Below are 17355 nucleotides of genomic sequence, written 5' to 3'. Positions count from 1 at the left end.
TTTGACATCTACTTCTGACATCAACGGGCGCGGTCATCCACGGTCGGGACGCTGCCGCTTCAGCATGCGGTCGAGGTGACTCACGGCCTCCCGCTGAGTGTCCTGGACGACGTGGGCATAGATGTTCATCGTGACCGCGATCTGACTGTGCCCGAGGATCTCCATGACGACGCGAGGCGGGACGCCGGCGGCGGTCAGCAGCGTTGCGCAGCCGTGCCGGGCATCGTGCAGCCGGATCACTCGGAGCCCGGCAGTTCCGGCGACCCGGGTGAACGAGCGATACAGGTTGCGCGGCTCGATCGGCCGGCCGGTGCGGGTGGTGAAGACGTATCCGGTCTCCTCCCACTTGTCGCCGGCAGCTTCCCGAAGCGCAGCCTGCCGCAAACGTTCCCAGCGGAGCGGAGCAACGCAGAGCGCGGGGAGGGGGAGCGTCTGCTTCCTACGACGGCCCTTGGGATCGTCCTCGTACGCCTCACCGCGCACACGCTGTCGCTGGGTGCGAACCCGGATCTCCCGCTTGTCGAGGTCCACGTTTTCCCACCGAAGGCCGACGATCTCACCGCGGCGGAAGCCGAGCGCGATGGCGAGGACGAAGGCAGCGTAGAGCGGGTCCTTTCGGGCTGCGGTGAGGAAGGACAGGGTCTCGTCGAGCGACCACGGTGATAGGTCCCGTGCCGCGGCCGAGGGGGGTTCCACCAGCGTGGCCACGTTCCGCATGACGAGCTCTTCCCGGCAGGCGGCCGTCAGAGCGGTACGAAGGACACGGTGGGACTCCTTCGCGGTCGCTGCGGTGCTCTGCTGTTCCAGGCGGACGAGGAAGCGCCGGACGTCGGCGACGCTCAGAGATTCGAGGCGCTTGGACCCGAGCATGGGCACGAGGTAGAGCCGGATGTGCGTCTCGTACTTGGCGTACGTCGTGCGCTTGCGGCGCGGCTTGATGATGTTGTCCAGCCAGTAGGGCAGCCACTCGGAGAGCTTGGCCGACCGCGTGGGCACGGGTACGCCCTGGTCCACCTTGGCGAGCAGGTCGCGGCGCTTGGCGTCGCACTCGGTCCAGGTCTTGCCGTAGGCGAACTTGCGGGCGCGGGTGCCGTCTGGCTGGAGCACGTAGACCGCAGCCTGGAAGCGGCCATCCTTGCGCTTGGTGATGGTGCCCGCGCCATTCGGGTTGCGCTTGCGCTGAGTGGCCATCAGGCGGCCTCCTCGATCTCGTTGACGATGAAGTCCCGTACGGCGTCGGCGGGGATGCGGCGGGACCGGCCGATGGTGATCGACGTCAGTCGGCGCGAGCGGATCAGGTCGTAGACGGTGGAGCGTCCGAGCTTGAGCCGCGCCATGACCTCGGGCACGGTGAGCAGTTCGGCGGTGGCGGTGGTCATGCGTCGGCCCCTTCCAGAGCGAGTTGGTCCATGAGTTCGGCGCGTGCTTCGCGGGCGGTGTCGCGGTTGTGTTGGATGTCGCGGTGGATGTTGGCGGCGAGCCAGGATTCGCCGGGGGTGTGGCCGTGGCCGGCGTAGGTCCAGTGCGCGAGCGTGAGGGTGGTCGCCTCGGGATGGTCGTCCGGGTCAGGCAGGCCGAGCGCGGTGCGTTGCTGGGCCGCGCGGTAGTCGGCGCGTACCTGGCGGAGGGCTCCGAGGGTGGTGGAGTAGCGGCGGGATTTGGTGGAGAAGTGGCCGCGGAAGCCGAGCATGTGGGCCCAGTCGCGGAGCTTGCGGTCGGGGTAGGCGTGGTGGAGATCGAGGCACGCTTCGATCAGTCGCCGCGGGTGTTCGGGGACGTCGAGGAGGATCAGCGCTTCCTTGTTGCCGATCCGGTGGTCGACGGTGCCGGTCGTCTCGGCTGCTTTGGTGGCGTATTTGGCGACGTAGGAGGCCACGGCTTGCTCGGTGAGGTCTTCGCCGTTCCCGAACGCGCCGATGGGCTGAACGTCCAGTTGCGTGCCCCAGCGCAGCACCCAAGCCGTGGGGAACCCGGCTTCCTCGTTCGGGGGCACGACAACTTCCACGCGGGCCGCCGCGGCGCGGATGGCGTCGTCGAGCAGGTCGAGGGTGGCCCAGGTCGGGGGTGGTGAGTCCGGGCCGTCGGGTCCGTCGAAGCGGATCACGGCGTGGAAGTGGACCGCGCCGCGCTTTTGGTACTCGGCGACTTTCCCGAAGGAGAGCCGGGACTGTTCGCGGGCTGCTTTTTGGGTGAGGCCGACACGCTTGGCGATTTCGCGGCGGAGGTAGATCGTGAAGTAGCGCCACAGGTCGGAGGCGTGGTTGTTCCACAGCACGGCCCCGGCGTAGTCGTACCGGTCCGGGTCGAGCGGGGTGCCGAGTTCGGGGGCGTTGTCGGGGTGGTGGGTGCCGCAGCGGCAGGCGCGGTTCCCGGGCCGGTTGTGGACGGGACCGAACGACGGGGCGGTGAGCGTGGCGAAGACGCGGGGGTGGTCGCGGATGGTGTGTGGGGTGCCTTTGGCCGGGTCGCCGGTGAGGCCGGCGCGGATGAGGTGGTAGGTGTCGCCGGCGTAGGTCCAGGCGCAGGCGGGGCAGCGGGAGGCGCGGCGGTTGCCGCAGGCGATGCGTAACCGGCCGCCGGGCTCGGTGTCGGTCGTGTAGTGGTGCAGCAGGGTGCCGGTGGCCCGGTCGGTGGTCTTGGTCGCTCCGGTGAGGTGGATGGGCTGTGCGCATCCTCCGGTGCGGCGGATTTGCTCGTTCCAGCGGTCGAAGCCGGTGGACCCGGCCACCCTCAGCACGTCGGCGAGGGTGGCCGGGTCCAGGCCCGCCGTGGTGGCGGTGTCAGTCACGCAGCCACCCCCAGCCGGGAGACCAGGAGGGCGGCGGCGATGTGCTGGGTGTAGGCCGGGGGGATGCATTCGCGGATGCCGTCCCGGTTCATCCAGGAGACGTCCATGTCGGTGCGTGCTTCGGCGACGCCGGAGAAGTTGCCGACGTAGTGGGCGAAGTGCCCGGCGGCGCGGGGGCGGCCCATCTTGGTCAGCGGTGCCCAGTGCGCGGGGTGCAGGGGCGGGGCGAAGGTGAAGCCGCCGCCGGTCTCGAAGAGCCGGTGGCGGTAGGTCCGCATCCCGAACGCAGCAGCACACAAAGTCACCGGGTCACGCAGCTCCCGGGCGGCTTCTTCGACGTTCTCGATGACCCAGGGGCGGCCGGTTGCTTCGAGGGCGGCCCGGGTGGGGGCGATCAGGTCGGGGTGTTCGCGGTGCTGGATCTTCTGGGCGCGGCTGTAGCGCTGGCACGGCGGGGACGCGTGGATGAAGTCGAACTCGGCTCCGTGCTCGCGGACGTAATCGATCGCGTTGGCCTGGATGAAGCGGAAGGGGTAGCGGGGCTGCGGGGCGGAGTCGATGCCGGTGACGTCGAATCCGGCGCGGTGGTAGCCCATGCCGGCGCCGCCCTGGCAGCAGAAGAGGTCGAGAACCCGGGGGCGGGTGTTCAGGGTGATCGTCACCGGTCGTTCTCCTTCGGCTGGTGGTTGTCAATCCAGTCCTCGGCGCACACCTTGTGGACGGGCTTGCCGCGGTCCGAGCGCAGCGGGGTGGGCTTGTCGCAGAGCACGCACGGCTTGTCGCCGGTGGGGTCGAAGTGCTTCTTGTCGCTCCAGTCCAGGAAGGCCATGGGGATCACACCCCGGCACGGGCGTAGGCGCGGGCGGGGGCGGTGTGGCCGGTGCCGTTGCAGGGGTGGCAGGTCGCGGTGACGGTCTCGCGGTGGCCGTCGGGGGTGGTCTGGCCGGTGGTGATGGCGACGGTGGGGAAGCCGTCGCAGTGGGCACAGATCGGCCGGGGCAGGGTGTTCTCGGGCATGATGGGATCTCCCTTTCGGGTCTGCGTGATCTGGAAGGTGGGAAGGCGCCCGGGGCGGCGGAAGTTTGGCGACCGATGCCGCCCCGGGGGCTGTTAGCGCTGGGCGTTGTGGCTGTTGAGCAAGGAACGCAGGACGACCGCGCAGATCGCGACGGATGCGGCGGTGATCGCGACCGCGAGGAGCATCGAGACCAGGACCGCACCCACGACCAGGACCACGGCCGTGCCGCCAGCGACAGCAACGGCGAGGGTTCCCGGGGTGAGCTGTACCGCGGACCGGGTCACCGGGGCCGGTGCAGGGGTCACCGGGGTGGCCGGGGTGTGGTGGCAGTCGCAGGCCGGCGGGTGCACGAGCCCGGTGAGCGGCGGGACGAGGGACGTTGCCGCGGTGGGCGGGGTGTCCGGGTGCGGGTATTTCGGGGTGAACATGTCTTGCTCCTTTCAGGCGTTGCAGCGGTGGGTACGGGCGGCGAGTTCGGCGGCGGGACGGCCGTGGTAGTCGGCGGAGAAGTTGCAGCCGGGGGCGGTGCACGCGGCGGTGTGCTTGGTCCGGCCCCGCCCGTCGTAGTGGGTGCCGACCCGCACGGGGCCGATGCGGATCACGTTGGTGAAGCGGTTCGGGCGCGGCATGGTCAGCTCTCCTGGCGGAGGCTGTTGCCGGGGAACTCGTTGCGGATGCGGTCCGCTTCGGCCGGGTCCGTGGTGCGGTCGGCCGCTTCCTCGGCGAGCAGTCGGGCGAGGGTCGGGCGGCCGGCGTCGGCCATCTCCCGGGCGGCGGCGATGTAGTCGGCGGGGCGGTTGAAGTTGAACAGGGTCATGCGCTGGGTTCCTTTCTGGTCAGGCGAGTTGGGCAGTGATGGCGTCGGCGAGCGGGGCAGGGACACCGAGGCGGGCGCGCAGGGTCTCGGTGGTGATCCGGGTGCCGGTCGTGGCGTGGTGGGTGTCGGCGACCTTCCGGGCGTGATCGAGTAGCGCCGGAGGAACAGCAACCACCTCGGCAGACGGGGCCGGTGCGGGCGGGAGTTCGGGCGCCGGTTCGGGAGCGCGCTCGACCGTGACGGCCGGGACCGGGTCGGGAACCGGAGCGGCCAGCGGTGCGGCGACTGACTCTGTCTCAGCGTCGGCCGGAGCGGCGGGGGTGTGGGCGAGGAGTGTTCCGCCGAGGAAGGCGAGGGCGGGCCAGCCCGCGACGAGGATGCGGAGCCAGGGCGGGACGTCGCCGAGGTCGAGCATCCCGGCGGTCGCGATGTTCGCGCCCAGGGACGCGGTCAGGGCGATGACGAACCAGACCCAGGCCGGACGGTTGTCGGCGTGGGTGCGCATCCGGCGCCAGGCGGCAACCAGCAGCAGGTCCACGCTGATCGGGTAGGCCCAGGCTTTCCAGCCATCCTGTCCGGCCGCTTCTGCAAGGTCATGCAGGTGCGAGAACGACAGCGCACCGGCGATCACGGCCTGGACCAGAACGGCATCCAAGCGGATGGTTCGGAACATCGGGGTTCACCTCCAATCTGTGGTGGAGCCGGGGCCGGGCGGGATATGGGGTTCACCGCCCAGCACCCGGAGCGGAAAGGGGGTCAGGCGTCCGGGTCGTTGCCGGAGCCGAAGCAGTTGAGGCACAGGCCGTCCTGCTGGCCGACCGGGCGGCGCTTGCGACCGACACGGACCGTGGTCGGGACGTTCCCGGTCCCACCACACGGCTTGCAGGGCGCCGGCTCAACCGCGGGCAGGGGCGGGGGCTTGGTGGTCCGTTTCGTGGTGGCCATGGCGGTGGTTCCTTTCGGTTCCGGGCATGGGCGGGGTAGGGACCTGGCACGAGACGGTCACGCCAACCGGGGGAAGTACGGGGTGTTACGAGGTGACCGGGGCCGGCTTGGCCAGCGGCGCAGCCGGGGCCGGGGTGGTGCGGACGACCGGGCGGAACGGGGCCAGTGCCTCGATGTCCGGGGTCATGTGCGCGTACTCGCGGCAGATCGCGACCGCTTCAGCAGCGGTCATTTCGGGGGTGCGGATGCGGGACCAGCCCCCGGAGGAGTCGCCGGCCACCGCGACACCGGGACGGTCCGGCGCGATCGTGGTCACGGCGAACACCGCATCCGGAGCGATGTCGCCCAGGCCCATATCGGCGGTCTGCTTGTCGTTGACGCGGTGCACCACACGGCCGGTGAGCTGGGCACGGAGCATCGTTGCGCCCTTGCCGAGTTCGGAGCCGAAGCGCTGCCCGCAGACCTCCAGATAGATGCCGACCGCACGGGCCATCTGCGCGAGCCTGACCAGGTGCATCACCATCTGATCGCGGCGTTCCTCGTCCTTCTTCGCGGCGGTCAGGAACAGCTCAGCCACCTCGTCGACGAGGACGACCAACGGCACCGGCCGCACCTTCACCGGCAGGTCCCACAGGTCGGATACGCCGTGGGCGCTCAGGATATCGAAGCGCTCTTCCATCTCCCGCACGAGGACTTCCAGCAGGCTGGAAGCTTCATCCGGGGTGGTCGCCAGCGCGGAAAGCCGGGGTGCGTAGCCCCGCTGTTCCACACCGCGCTTGCAGTCGATCCCCACCAGCCCAACCGGGAGTTTCGCCAGTCCGGCGATCAGATTGCGCTGATACATCGACTTGCCCGACTGATTCGCACCCAGGGTCAGGCCGTGCGGGATCTTCTTGTAGTCCCGGACGAACGCCGTCCCGTCCTCCCGCAACGCCACCGGCACCACCATCGGACCGGACAGTTTGCGGGGCAGCCGGCGCGGCATCTTCACCCGGCGCAGCACGTCGTACCCGGTCATGCGGAGTTCGACGAAGCCGGGCTTGACCTCCACCACGTGCACGGAGTGGACGCCCCAGGCATGCCGCAACCGTTCCGAGGCCGCAGCCACGTCCGCAGGCTCCAGGCCGGCCGGAAGGCGGAGTATCGCCCGCATCCCGGTCGAGGAGGCGCGGACCCGGCGGACACTCGGGGGAACCGGCTGCACGTCTTGGCGACGGGCCACGTTGCGGACCATGAACGCCCGCAACCTGGACGGCTGAACCGTCAGCCCACACACATCCATCGTCGAGCGATACGTAGCTGCGAACCGGACCCGGGCGACCGGCAGGCCGACCAGCGACCAGAACACGCGGGGTGCGCGAGCCTTCGCGTAACCGAGGCCACCGGCAGCCGATAAGGCCCCAGCCGCTTCGATCATCATGGTCAGGTCCGGCATGGTCAGGCACCCGCCGTGATCGCTACCGCGCGGAAGCTGATCCCGTGCCGGGTCTGCCCGTTGAAGGTGTTCTCCCAGTCCCGCGCCTTGAGCCCGATCACCGTGACCGGCGTACCCGGAACCAGGCTCTCCGGGACACCCGTGCTCGGCACGGTCACCTGGTAGAGGTTGCCCTCCCCGTCGTCCGAGATCAGCAGGCCCACGGTCGCGAGCGGGGCACCGGTCTCCCGGTCCATCGCGATCTCGCCGGTCTGCTTGCTCACGAGCTTCGGAGTCGGAGGCGTCGCGACGAACACGACAGCGGTCGAAACATCGATCTTGAACGACGGCATTTGAACTCCCAGATGTGACTGGCTTGGCTAGCCTTGATGGCTACGTGACTAACGTACGCAGCATGGCTAGCCATGTCAACACCTGACTGTCCTGACTGACATCGGCAGTCAGCCGCTACATTGAGTGCATGACGTTTGCCCCCGAGCCACTCGACCCCGACGACGACCGACCGCCCTACGAGCAGGTAGCGAGCAGCCTTGGGGCAGCTATCCGAACGCGCAGGATCGGCCCGGGGGAAAAGCTGCCGTCCCACAAGGCCCTGACGGAGATGTACGGCTTCGCCCGAGCCACCATTCAGCGCGCATTGAGGGACCTCGAAGATGAGGGTTTGGTGGTGTCGCGCAAGGGAAGCGGCGTGTTCGTTCGCAACCGGACGGAACGGCCGGCGGGGCTACGGCCCTACGTCGAGCAGGCGTTCTCCAGCAGCGCGGTAACGATCGACTTTGCTGGTTTCTCCAGCGAGACGCTGCATGGCGCACTGCAAGAGCCGATGGACAAGATCCGAGTCGGCAGGCTGACTCCAACGAGCATCACGGTTCGCATACTCGTCCCTGACATGACTGTCCCGCAGGCCGCCCCGGTCCGCCGCGAAGACTGCGGTGATGACGAGCGTCTGCGCGCCCGGATGCACGACATCATGGTCGGTTACGCCCGCAGTATCCGTGACTCCATGTCCGAGCTCAGCCACCTGGGCTTGGTGCCGGAAACACGCGTTGAGGTGCGAGTCCACAGCGGGACGCAGTTCTTCAAGCTGTACGTGGTCAATCAAGAAGACGCGTTCTTCGGCTACTACCCGATCAAGCCCAACAAGGTCGTGGCCCAAGGTGAGGCCATCGAGATTTTCGACCTGGTCGGGAAGGATACCGTCCTCTTCCACCACTCCGTCAACGACAACGAGTCATCCAGCGGGACGCAGCAGGTAGAGCAGGCCCGCATGTGGTTCGACAGTGTGTGGGAGACCATCGCAAGGGGGTACGACCTTGATGGACACTGACAGGCTGAGCGTAGCGTTCGCGGACACCACGGCAGTGCTGTTCGATTTCGACGGGCCGATCTGTGACGTGTTCGCCGGTCTCCCTGCGGGACGAGTGGCGCGAGACTTGGCCGAACTCGCAGCCAGGCGTGAGCCAACGCTCAGCGGGAAGCTGTCCGGTATCGATGACCCGATTGAGGTCCTACGCCTCACTCACGAAGCCGACAACGGCATCGGGTTGGAGGTCGAGCGGGCTCTCACCGCGGCCGAGGTTGAAGCGGTAGGAGTGGCGGGGGATCCGACGCCGGGGGCAGTTGCTGCGCTGGAGGCCGTTCGGGATTCGGGGCGAAAGATCGCGGTGGTGAGTAACAATTCCGCCGAGTGCGTCCAGGCGTTTCTAGATAGGCATGGCCTGACAGCGCACGTACTTGAGGTGATCGGGCGCCCCGGAGCTCAGCCGGAGCTCATGAAACCGAACCCGCATCCGCTCATCACGGCGGCTGAACTTCTCGGAGTCGACGTCACTCTGTGCGCCTTGATCGGCGACTCATTGACGGACATCCAGGCCGCTCACGCAGTCGGGAGCACGGCCATCGGCTACGCCAACAAGGTTCGCAAGCACCAGGCTTTCGCCCAAGCACGGGCCGAAGCGATCACCGATTCCATGCAGGCTATCGCCGACGCGATCCGCCCCCAGCCGAGTACCTGACAGCCCGACACACACGGGAGTTGTTACAGGTTTCTCTACCTCATCAAGGCCCCCGGCTGCGCTCCGCTCCGCCGGGCGCGCTTCCCGGCTCTGGCCGCTCCCGCGCTCCTGCCTTCGGCCCGCTCGTCGCTGCCGCCGCCGACGCGCGCCCGCAGTGGATAGGCCGAACGGCATGAGTCGAGACCGATCCGCGGGCCAAAGACATGCCTCCGGCGGGGGCGCTCAGACTCCGGGATGGGAGGGGCGCCGTTCGCGGGTGCCGGCGGATTCGTGGTGAGCGTTGTGGGGCTCCCATCCCGACCACCTTCGACCCAGGCAGAGCCGAGCAGTCGCGGCCCAGGGCGTCAAGGTCGTTCGTACAGTGGCGCGCTCCACCTTGACGCCCTGAACCACGCCCGCTCCACGGTGTGTGGGTCGAAGGCGGACGGGATGGGAGCCAGGGCGAGTGGTGGGTAGAGGGAGCCGTGGGCGTGCAGGCCGTCTATTCACCTCTCCGCTTCCGTAGTACTTCTATATCATCCACGAAGTCAAACATGTTTTTGCGTATGGCCGGGTTGTGGAGCTCGTACATCGCCCCATGCTCGAAGCTTGGATCCACCTCTTCGGATCTCAGCCGTAGACCAAGGTGTCGAACATCCAGGTCAAACCCGACTAGATTAAGATCCCGTGAATAGACCTCGGCCAATGGTTTGGCGGTGGCGTGAGGGAAAGTCTTTTTGAGTTGCACGTTATATTTTGGCTGAAAATACTTAATCAAGCAGCCCTCTAGGACGTCAACGAGAATCCCCTCGGTGAGTTGACTGCTTGTTCCTTGCTTCAGATGCTGGTCGTCCTCCAGGTCGGCGGCGTCACCCTTTTCTCCTGATGGAACGATTGAAGTGTAGTTAGTTTGCCTGTCACTCCCTAGCAGGATTATCCAGCACTCTCGATCGGGCGGCAGTTCAGCGAGTACTCTTTGGAGAGTGCTGTGCGCTTGTAGTCGCTTTATTGCTCCACGCTCGCCGTCGGCGCCGTAGGCTTTACCGACATAGGTCACGGTTAGGTCTAGGAACTGGGCGTCGACCGGAAGTCTCTGGGTGTCAGAGGTTGATTGCGCCATGGCCCATTGTAGAAAGTAACTCGCATTGCCGCGCGAAATCTGCTTTCCATTAGAATCCAGTATGCGGATAATGTTATGTGGCCATGTCGACTGAACGGACGCGCCACCGGAGAGGTGAGGCTGTCGCCAGCGACAGTCCACGATGGCATCTTCTGAATTCTCGTAGCTGATGAAGCGCCCCTCCAGTACGTCATCTGCCACCTTCATGCTGTTAGGATCGATTACGGTCATCGGGCGGTGTCCGATGAGGTACAAGTGGCATTTATCTGCATACTCGATAATGTCGCGGTCGAAATTCTCCTCTCGCAATGCTCGTGGCTCAAGCAGGATAGATCTCGTGATCTCCGCGACAACGCCAAACTCGGTGATTCTCCGGCGTGCTTCCATGGTTGTAGCGTGCCACGCATGTCGGCTCGACTGTGCTCAACTGTGAAAGTAACTCTCATAGATGGCCGAAAATTGTTATATGGGCGAAAAGTTGCTTATGGGCGCTTCCTTCGGTCGTGGTGTCGACCGTCAGGGGGTGTAGTCAATCTCGTGTACCTATTCTTTAGTGGTCTTGCCTTGACATGCCGTTCTGGTGGCGGAGGTCCCGTGAGCGCGTACGCAAAGGGTGTCCGAGGCTGCGATGTTCGCCCGGTAGGCACCGAGAGGCGCTGTCAGCGTCCCGCCCTACGCTTCTACTATGCATAGAGGAGCGATCACGCGAGCGTCCGTACTGAAGGCGCTTGTGGAGCACGACGAGTTGGGGCGTCAAGCCTTCCTGGCGAGGTACGGCTTCGGGGAAGCCCGGTCCTACGTCCTGGTCCACGACGGGCAGGAGTACGACTCCAAGGCCGTCGCCGGGGTGGCCCACAAGTGGGATCAGGGGCGGGCCCTCGCGCCGGACGAGTTCAGCGGCGGCAAGGATCACGCTGCGGCGTGGCTTAAGCGGTTGGGCTTCCAGGTCAAGGCCATCAAGAATCCGGACTGGGCTCGCGACGAGATCATCCTTGCGTGTCAGCTGGTGATGGAGAACGGTTGGAAGGGGCTGGACGCCGGCGATGGCCGAGTGGTGGAGCTGTCGGCCCTGCTCCAATTGCTTCCCATCCACGCCGAGGCGGACCGCAACGAGAAGTTCCGCAACTCCAATGGGGTCGCTCGTAAGACGTTCGACATTGCCACTCGGCACCCGGAGTACCAGGGGAAGCCCACCAACGGTGGTGCGCTGGATGTCGCTGTGTTGCGCGAGTTCCTTGCCCGGCCGCAGGAGATGACCGAGGCCGCGAGGCTGATCCGGCAGGGTATCGCGACCGGAGACTTGCAGTCCTTCGCGCCTACTGAGGACGAGGAGTTCGGTGACGACTTCAGCGCGCCTGAAGGGCGGCTGCTCATGCGCTGGCACAGGGCGCGCGAACGGGACAGGGGCTTGCGCAAGAAGAAGATCGCTTCTGTTCTTCAGCGTGGCGGCCAGCTCGCTTGTGAGGCTTGCGGCTTCGACTTCGAGAAGGTCTACGGGGACCGCGGTTCCGGGTACATCGAGTGCCATCATGTCCTTCCGCTCCACGTGGCTGGAGAAAGCCGAACCAAGCTCAGTGATCTCGCCCTCATCTGCGCCAACTGTCACCGCATGATCCACCGGCAGGCGCCATGGCCGACTCCCGAGGAGCTGCGAGCCTCGATCGAGCAGAAGCATGTAAACGACAGGCGTGCCGCCGCGGCTTTGTCCCGACCGCGCAGGCCGGCTGACGAGCAGATGCCGAGCTCGTGAGCTGACATCTACTCCTGACATCAACATCGGTGTACAACGGCAGCCCTGGAGGCCCCTGGACGGCAACCACGGACGAGGCCGCCAGAGTGCGTAGGCCGCTCCGGTCGAACTTACAAAGCAGATGTCGGCAGTTCGAAACTGCCCGCGCCCACAGTAGGAAACCGCAGGTGAGAACCTGAATCGGCCTCCTGATCCACATGGATCGGGGGGCCGTTTCCATGATCGGTGCCACATGGATGCCACATCCCCATCAGAGTGAGCACGCTCATCACTCGATATGCACCGTAGAGTGCCGCCCATGGGAGGGGCTGGTGTGTCTCCCCATACGCGCCTGAGACGCGCCTCCCGCATTCTGTGGTGTCCCGGCGGGGAGGCCGGGCCCACGGAGCGAGACCCCCACGGCACAGCTCGGTGGGGGTCTTTTGCGGCCCACGTTAAACCGCCCGGCGGGGCGGGGCGCCTTGGCCGAAGCCTGACGCCTGACGACCGAATCCGACGGGGACGCGTGCGTCGGTCGGCCGCTGGGGTGCCGTATCTGAACGGCTGCTGTGGTGCCCGCACCCCGGCCGCCGCCGGCCACGGGTACGGGCAGGAGATCAGCGAGCAGGGCGGTCCGGGTACGACTGTGGGTGCGCCCGCGACCTGGTGCACGGCTCCTTGTGGATGTAGACCGTGGCCCCAGGGCCGGTGGCCGCGTGGATGTCGATCGGCTCGGCGTCGACCGGACGCATCAGCTGGTCGCACCGGTCGCAGATCACGCGGGCTCCTTCGGTGCGGCGGCGAGGCGGCAGCGCGCGACCTCTTCGTACTCGGTGTGCCCGCTGAGCCCAGCGTGCTTCAACGCCCAGAGGTCCGGGCCGATGTGTGAGCGGCTGGGCTCGGACGCCTCGGCGCAGTCGGGTTCGAGGCAGCGGATCACGATGGTGGTCTGCGGCGCCTCGCCACGGGGAGCGCCGATCGTCCACTCCACGAACCGCATCACCGAGCGGGTCATCGGCGGGCCTTTCGCCATGCGCGGCCCAGGAGTGCGGCTGTGGGGCAGGGTGCTCCGGCACGGCAGGCAGCGCAGTGGGTGGTGTGCCCGAGGAACACGCGGTACGCGGCGTCAGTGCCCTCGGGGCGGTGACGCGGGCACTCGCAGTCCGGGAACGCGGCCGTGGGGTCCCCGGTCGCGACCGGCACCACCTCAGCCTCCGGGCGCAAAACGCGGATCGTCGTGCCTGCCCGGTTCACCTCGTACACCTTGAGTGTCATCACGGGTATGCCCCTGCCGTCGCCATTTGAGGGGGCATCCAGTCAGTTCGCTGTACGCGCCCACGGTCACACCTCGATGATGTGCGTGCACGGTGAGCAGAGAATAGGTCGCCCGGTGGCCACGCGTGGCCACGTAGCGGCCATGGCCGGAAGCGCAGACGATGACACCTCAGACTGGGCACGTGAGCCGTAACGACGCGCTGCGGGCCGCACGGCTCAGAGCCGGATGGCGGACCATCGAAGCTGCCGCGGGGGCCCTCACCGATCACGGACAACAACTTCTGGACGACCGTCAGTTCACCGTGTCCGCCCGGACATGGCGCCGGTGGGAAGGTGACCGCCCGGGATGGCCAGCCGAGGAGACCGCGATCGTCCTACACGACGTCCTCGGGCGGTGGCCGGAAGACCTGGGTTTCACCACACCGCCGGGCTGGATCCGGCCCGAGCACCATGAAGAGGCACAGGTGCACCGCCAAGCGTTCGTCTCCGTTACTGCCGCCGCCCTCGTCGCCGGACCAGTCGCACCACAGCACGTCGATCCGGCGCTCATCGAGTATTTCCAGCAGCAGTTGGAGGGGCATTACCGGGCGGACATGTTCCTCGGCCCGCACGACCTGATCGGCACCGTGTCCGCGCAGTACCAGCTCATCGACAAACTCGTGCGTTCAGCGAGAGGGGAGACGCGCCGCGGTCTCCTCCGGGTCGGTGCGGCCTACGCTGCGCTCGTCGGCTGGCTGTACCAGGACGCGGGCGACATGGACGGGGCCGCCTTCTGGCGGGGGATGACGCAGGAGATCGCCATGCGGTCCCGCGACCCGCACCTCATCGGCTACTCCCTGGTGAATCAGGCGCAGGTGCGGACCGACCTCGGTGACGGACATGCGGTCGTTGATCTGTGTGAGGCCGCCCTTGATGATGCCGACCACCTCGTGCCGAAGGTGCGGATCATGGCTTTGCAGCAGCAGGCCCACGGTGCCAGCCTCATCGGCGAGCGCACCATGGTCGACCAGCTCATCGACCAGGCCGACCGGCTGCTTCCCCGCGTGGACGACAACCTCCCGTGGGGGAACGCGTGCCGGCGGACACCCGGCTACCTCGAAGTGCAGCGCGCGACCTGCTACGGCAGGCTCGGCCTGGGCGTGGAAGCCGGGGTGCTGTGGACGCAGGTGCTGGCCATCGTGCCGGAGACGGCGCGTCGGGACCGTGGGGTGTACATGGCTCGGCAGGCGACAGCGGCCGCGGCCGCGCGTGAGCCTGATCAGGCGGTGGAGATCGCGCGAACGGTGGCGACGATCGCGGCAGAGACCCGCTCGGCGAGGATGCGGCGGGAGCTGGTCACCCTGGAGCGGGCGATGCGTCCGTGGCAGGATGCCCCGGTCGGCCGGGATCTTGCTGAGATTCTGGAGCCTGTGACCGTGGGGAGCTGAACGTGGCCAAGGGACCGGTACCGCTGACGGACAGCGCAATCGAGGGGCGGCTGTTGGAGCTGCGCGGCTGGTCGCGGGTAGGCGATGAGATCACGCGATCGTTCGGCATCCGGTATCACGGCGGTGTCGCGATGATCGTGCACGTGGCCGATGTGGAGCGGCTCATCGGGCACCACGCGGACATTGACCTGCGGTGGGACCGGGTGCGGTTCGGGATCACCACGCACGACGCTGGCCACAAGCTGACCGCCGCCGACTTTGACCTGGCCGCGCGCATTGACCAGATCGCCGCAGCCCACGGGGCCGAGCCAGTGACCGAGTGACGCCGCCGGGAACACAGAGAAGCGCCCCCGCCGCCGGCCGAAGCCGGGACTGGGGCGTTCTGGTTCAGGCTCCGGTGCGCATGTGCTCGCGGACCAGCTCGTGGATGTCGCCGGGCTCGGGCGGGGCACCGGCACGCTTCATGCGGTAGATCAACCGGTCCACGGTCCACGCGTACGCCCGCTGCAACCGGACATCCGACGCGACCCGGCCCGGATCTCGCCGTTCTCCCGGTCGACCCGCTCGGCCGTCTCCCGGGGAATCGACAAGCGAGCGGTGCGCTCGGCGCGGCGCCGCTTGCATGTGGGCGATCGCGTCATAAGTCGCAATGGGCGGGCCGCCACAAACCCTTGCCGTCTCCGGTTCTCACACCCCCATCCGTAGAAGCGTGAGTCGCCATCAACGACGCTCGTATTGACCTTGGTTGGCATGTCGGGGCGGGTGGACGGGTGTCGTACACCAGCCCTGGGCGGCCATGCAGGAGTGAAGGTGACCCGCGCCGGACAGCGGATTTCGGACGGTCGTGCGAAACCTGCTTGCTCAATGGTCAAGGATCGTTGACCATTGAGTGCATGTCTGCCGATGATCTTCCCGAGACGATTCATGTCACCACCGACGAGCAGTTGCGCGCCGTCTCCAATCTCACGCGTCACCGGATCATGGCCGTGCTCCGCTTCGAGCCGGCGACGATCACGCAGATCGCCGGACGGGTGGGCCTCGCGAAAGGGAGTTCCAGCTATCACGTGCGGCTGCTCGAGCGGGCCGGCCTGGTGAAGGTGGTGCGGACGCGGAAGGTGCGAGGCGTCACCGAGCGGTACTACGCGATGGCCGCGCGGGCGATCGTGCTGCCGGATCCGGGGGCGGGTGGGCCGGATGTGCTGATGCGGCATGCGGTGGCGGACCTGGAGGCGGCGCCGGTGGATGGCGAGCGGTACGTACGGATGGCGCATCTGCGGCTCACCGAGGCGCAGTTCGCGGAGCTGGGGGAGCGGATGGAGGCGCTGGCGGACGAGTACCGGGAGGTGTCCGATCCGTCGCTGCCGGACGTGTCGCTCGCCTTCGCGCTGTTCCGCCCGGCGCCGGGCGAGCGGGTCGAGGGGGACGCCAAGTGACTGCGAATGTGGGGAAGTTGCCGGCCGGGTTCGGGCGGCTGTGGACCGCGCAGACGGTGTCCTCGCTCGGCGACGGGGTGACGCATGCCGCGCTGCCGCTGCTGGCGCTGACGTTGACGCGGGATCCGATGGCGCTCGCCGTCGTCACGGCCGCCGGAACGCTGCCGTGGCTGCTCTTCGGGGTGCTCGGGGGTGCGCTGGTGGACCGTTGGGACCGCCGGCGCACGATGTGGGTCGCGGACGCGGCACGTGCGGCGCTGCTCGCGATACCGGCGGCGGCCGCCGCGCTCGACGTGCTGAGCATTCCGCTGCTCGCGGCCGTCGCCTTCCTGCTCGGCCTCGGCGGACTCTTCTTCGACACCGCCGCCACGGCCTATCTGCCGCATCTGCTCGGCCGCGACCCCGTGCTCCTGGAGCGCGCCAACTCCCGTCTGCGCGGCGCCCAGACCGCCGCGTCCGGCTTCGCGGGGCCGCCCGCGGGCAGTGCGCTGCTCGCGCTCGGGCGGGCGGTTCCGCTGCTCGCGGACGCGGTGTCGTTCGCGCTCTCCGCCGTGCTCGTACGGTCGCTGCCCGCCGCGCCGCGGCCCGCGCCGGAGGCACGCGAGTCGCTGCTTCGGCAGGCGCGGGCCGGGGCCTCGTACGTCTTCCGGGACCGGTTGCTGCTCGGGCTCGCGCTCCGTCCGGCGGTCGGGAACGTGGCCTTCCTCGCCGTGGAGACCGTACTCGCCCTCTTCGCGCACGACCGTCTCGGCATCGACACCTTCGGCTTCGGCCTGCTCCTCACAGCGGAGGCCACCGGCGGCCTGCTCGGCGCGGGCATCGCCTCCTTCCTCGGCCGACGGCTCGGCACCGGCACCGCGCTGACCTGTACGGCCGCGGTCGAGGGGCTTGCCATCCTGGGGCTAGCCGCCGCCCCGAATCCGTACGTGGCCGGGCTCGCGCTCGCCGTCTGCGGTGCGGGCATGGGCGCGACGATGGTGCTCGGGCCCTCCCTCCGGCAGGCGATCGTCCCGGCCCACCTGATGGGCCGGGTCGCCTCCACCTCCCGCATGCTCGCCATGTGCGCCGCCCCGTTCGGCGCCTTCCTCGGCGGCTGGCTGGCCACCACGTACGACATCCGCACCCCGCTCTACGCCGCCGCCGGCCTCCTCCTCGCCATGACCGCCGTCACGGCGAGCATGACCGGCAACCGTCGGGTCGAGGCGGCGCTGCGTGGCGCGGCCGCGGTCGGCGGGCCGGGCCACCCGGAGGCCGCGGAGCCTGTTCGGGAGGGTGCGCCCGAACAGTTGTGACGCTTCCCCGAACAGTGGTGACGCTTCGGCGAACGCTTCCCTCCGGGCGGCGTCAGGCAGCCGACTCATCCCTCCCGCCGCG

Annotated in this window: 23 protein-coding genes; 7 read left to right on the top strand and 16 right to left on the bottom strand. The window is 67.9% G+C overall.

The window, feature by feature from the left end; translation table 11 throughout:
• Nucleotides 1-33: 33 nt before the first annotated feature.
• The 13 genes from ACIQM0_RS01010 to ACIQM0_RS00950 all read right to left on the bottom strand — a co-directional run bounded on the left by ACIQM0_RS01010 (nucleotide 34) and on the right by ACIQM0_RS00950 (nucleotide 7335).
• Nucleotides 34-1191 (bottom strand): tyrosine-type recombinase/integrase, encoded by a 1158-nt coding sequence (locus ACIQM0_RS01010; RefSeq protein WP_401282078.1) that lies wholly within the window; start codon nucleotides 1189-1191, stop codon nucleotides 34-36.
• Entirely contained in the window at nucleotides 1191-1379 is a 189-nt protein-coding gene (locus ACIQM0_RS01005; protein WP_030075792.1) for a helix-turn-helix domain-containing protein, read from the bottom strand. The genes ACIQM0_RS01010 and ACIQM0_RS01005 overlap by 1 nt, the downstream gene beginning before the upstream one ends.
• The gene (repSA, locus tag ACIQM0_RS01000) at nucleotides 1376-2788 is read right to left on the bottom strand and encodes a replication initiator protein RepSA (RefSeq protein ID WP_401282075.1); all 1413 of its coding nucleotides are present in this window, start codon (nucleotides 2786-2788) and stop codon (nucleotides 1376-1378) included. The genes ACIQM0_RS01005 and repSA overlap by 4 nt, the downstream gene beginning before the upstream one ends.
• Nucleotides 2785-3450 carry a DNA cytosine methyltransferase gene (locus ACIQM0_RS00995; protein ID WP_401282072.1) on the bottom strand — a complete coding sequence of 222 codons (666 nt, stop codon included), beginning with the start codon at nucleotides 3448-3450 and terminating at the stop codon, nucleotides 2785-2787. Before ACIQM0_RS00995 ends, repSA begins: the two co-directional genes overlap by 4 nt.
• Nucleotides 3447-3617 carry a hypothetical protein gene (locus ACIQM0_RS00990; RefSeq protein ID WP_401282069.1) on the bottom strand — a complete coding sequence of 57 codons (171 nt, stop codon included), beginning with the start codon at nucleotides 3615-3617 and terminating at the stop codon, nucleotides 3447-3449. Before ACIQM0_RS00990 ends, ACIQM0_RS00995 begins: the two co-directional genes overlap by 4 nt.
• 5 nt (nucleotides 3618-3622) lie before the next feature.
• Nucleotides 3623-3805 carry a hypothetical protein gene (locus ACIQM0_RS00985; protein ID WP_401282066.1) on the bottom strand — a complete coding sequence of 61 codons (183 nt, stop codon included), beginning with the start codon at nucleotides 3803-3805 and terminating at the stop codon, nucleotides 3623-3625.
• Nucleotides 3806-3898: 93 nt separating this feature from the next.
• A complete protein-coding gene (locus ACIQM0_RS00980; RefSeq protein WP_401282063.1) occupies nucleotides 3899-4234 on the bottom strand; it encodes a SpdD protein in 336 nt (111 codons plus the stop codon).
• A 12-nt stretch (nucleotides 4235-4246) separates the two neighbouring features.
• Nucleotides 4247-4435, bottom strand: coding sequence for a mobile element transfer protein (locus ACIQM0_RS00975; RefSeq protein ID WP_401282061.1), 189 nt, complete (start codon nucleotides 4433-4435; stop codon nucleotides 4247-4249).
• A gap of 2 nt (nucleotides 4436-4437) precedes the next feature.
• A complete protein-coding gene (locus ACIQM0_RS00970; protein ID WP_401282058.1) occupies nucleotides 4438-4623 on the bottom strand; it encodes a hypothetical protein in 186 nt (61 codons plus the stop codon).
• A 19-nt stretch (nucleotides 4624-4642) separates the two neighbouring features.
• Complete coding sequence (locus ACIQM0_RS00965; RefSeq protein WP_401282056.1) at nucleotides 4643-5296, bottom strand: DUF2637 domain-containing protein; 654 nt, start codon at nucleotides 5294-5296, stop codon at nucleotides 4643-4645.
• 83 nt (nucleotides 5297-5379) lie between these two features.
• Nucleotides 5380-5568 (bottom strand): hypothetical protein, encoded by a 189-nt coding sequence (locus ACIQM0_RS00960; protein WP_401282053.1) that lies wholly within the window; start codon nucleotides 5566-5568, stop codon nucleotides 5380-5382.
• Between the two features lie 85 nt (nucleotides 5569-5653).
• Nucleotides 5654-7003, bottom strand: a complete 1350-nt coding sequence (locus ACIQM0_RS00955; protein ID WP_401282050.1) for an FtsK/SpoIIIE domain-containing protein — start codon at nucleotides 7001-7003, stop codon at nucleotides 5654-5656.
• 2 nt (nucleotides 7004-7005) lie between these two features.
• Nucleotides 7006-7335, bottom strand: coding sequence for a hypothetical protein (locus ACIQM0_RS00950; RefSeq protein WP_037696826.1), 330 nt, complete (start codon nucleotides 7333-7335; stop codon nucleotides 7006-7008).
• 128 nt (nucleotides 7336-7463) lie between these two features.
• Between ACIQM0_RS00950 and ACIQM0_RS00945 the strand changes: the two genes are divergently transcribed.
• Nucleotides 7464-8330 carry a GntR family transcriptional regulator gene (locus tag ACIQM0_RS00945; protein ID WP_401282047.1) on the top strand — a complete coding sequence of 289 codons (867 nt, stop codon included), beginning with the start codon at nucleotides 7464-7466 and terminating at the stop codon, nucleotides 8328-8330.
• The gene (locus ACIQM0_RS00940; protein ID WP_401282044.1) at nucleotides 8320-9018 is read left to right on the top strand and encodes an HAD family hydrolase; all 699 of its coding nucleotides are present in this window, start codon (nucleotides 8320-8322) and stop codon (nucleotides 9016-9018) included. The genes ACIQM0_RS00945 and ACIQM0_RS00940 overlap by 11 nt, the downstream gene beginning before the upstream one ends.
• Before the next feature lie 481 nt (nucleotides 9019-9499).
• Here the strand turns inward: ACIQM0_RS00940 and ACIQM0_RS00935 are convergent, their stop codons facing one another.
• Nucleotides 9500-10504, bottom strand: a complete 1005-nt coding sequence (locus tag ACIQM0_RS00935) for a hypothetical protein (RefSeq protein WP_401282042.1) — start codon at nucleotides 10502-10504, stop codon at nucleotides 9500-9502.
• Between the two features lie 298 nt (nucleotides 10505-10802).
• Here ACIQM0_RS00935 and ACIQM0_RS00930 point away from each other — a divergent pair, with 298 nt between their 5' ends.
• The gene (locus tag ACIQM0_RS00930) at nucleotides 10803-11867 is read left to right on the top strand and encodes an HNH endonuclease (protein ID WP_401282039.1); all 1065 of its coding nucleotides are present in this window, start codon (nucleotides 10803-10805) and stop codon (nucleotides 11865-11867) included.
• A 596-nt stretch (nucleotides 11868-12463) separates the two neighbouring features.
• Here the strand turns inward: ACIQM0_RS00930 and ACIQM0_RS00925 are convergent.
• Entirely contained in the window at nucleotides 12464-12625 is a 162-nt protein-coding gene (locus ACIQM0_RS00925) for a hypothetical protein (RefSeq protein ID WP_401282036.1), read from the bottom strand.
• The gene (locus ACIQM0_RS00920; protein ID WP_401282033.1) at nucleotides 12622-12861 is read right to left on the bottom strand and encodes a hypothetical protein; all 240 of its coding nucleotides are present in this window, start codon (nucleotides 12859-12861) and stop codon (nucleotides 12622-12624) included. Before ACIQM0_RS00920 ends, ACIQM0_RS00925 begins: the two co-directional genes overlap by 4 nt.
• Before the next feature lie 442 nt (nucleotides 12862-13303).
• On the opposite strand from ACIQM0_RS00920, the gene ACIQM0_RS00915 reads away from it, so the two are divergent.
• From ACIQM0_RS00915 to ACIQM0_RS00900, 4 genes are all read left to right on the top strand, one after another.
• Nucleotides 13304-14548: a Twin-arginine translocation pathway signal gene (locus tag ACIQM0_RS00915; RefSeq protein WP_401282030.1), complete on the top strand. Its 1245-nt coding sequence runs from the start codon at nucleotides 13304-13306 to the stop codon at nucleotides 14546-14548.
• A 2-nt stretch (nucleotides 14549-14550) separates the two neighbouring features.
• The gene (locus tag ACIQM0_RS00910; protein WP_401282027.1) at nucleotides 14551-14871 is read left to right on the top strand and encodes a 4a-hydroxytetrahydrobiopterin dehydratase; all 321 of its coding nucleotides are present in this window, start codon (nucleotides 14551-14553) and stop codon (nucleotides 14869-14871) included.
• 570 nt (nucleotides 14872-15441) lie between these two features.
• Nucleotides 15442-15981 carry an ArsR/SmtB family transcription factor gene (locus ACIQM0_RS00905; RefSeq protein ID WP_401282024.1) on the top strand — a complete coding sequence of 180 codons (540 nt, stop codon included), beginning with the start codon at nucleotides 15442-15444 and terminating at the stop codon, nucleotides 15979-15981.
• Nucleotides 15978-17273: an MFS transporter gene (locus tag ACIQM0_RS00900; RefSeq protein WP_401282021.1), complete on the top strand. Its 1296-nt coding sequence runs from the start codon at nucleotides 15978-15980 to the stop codon at nucleotides 17271-17273. The genes ACIQM0_RS00905 and ACIQM0_RS00900 overlap by 4 nt, the downstream gene beginning before the upstream one ends.
• Nucleotides 17274-17355: the final 82 nt, after the last annotated feature.

Source organism: Streptomyces sp. NPDC091387 (assembly GCF_044756945.1).
Lineage (GTDB): Bacteria > Actinomycetota > Actinomycetes > Streptomycetales > Streptomycetaceae > Streptomyces.
This window is presented reverse-complemented; position numbering and strand designations above follow the sequence as displayed.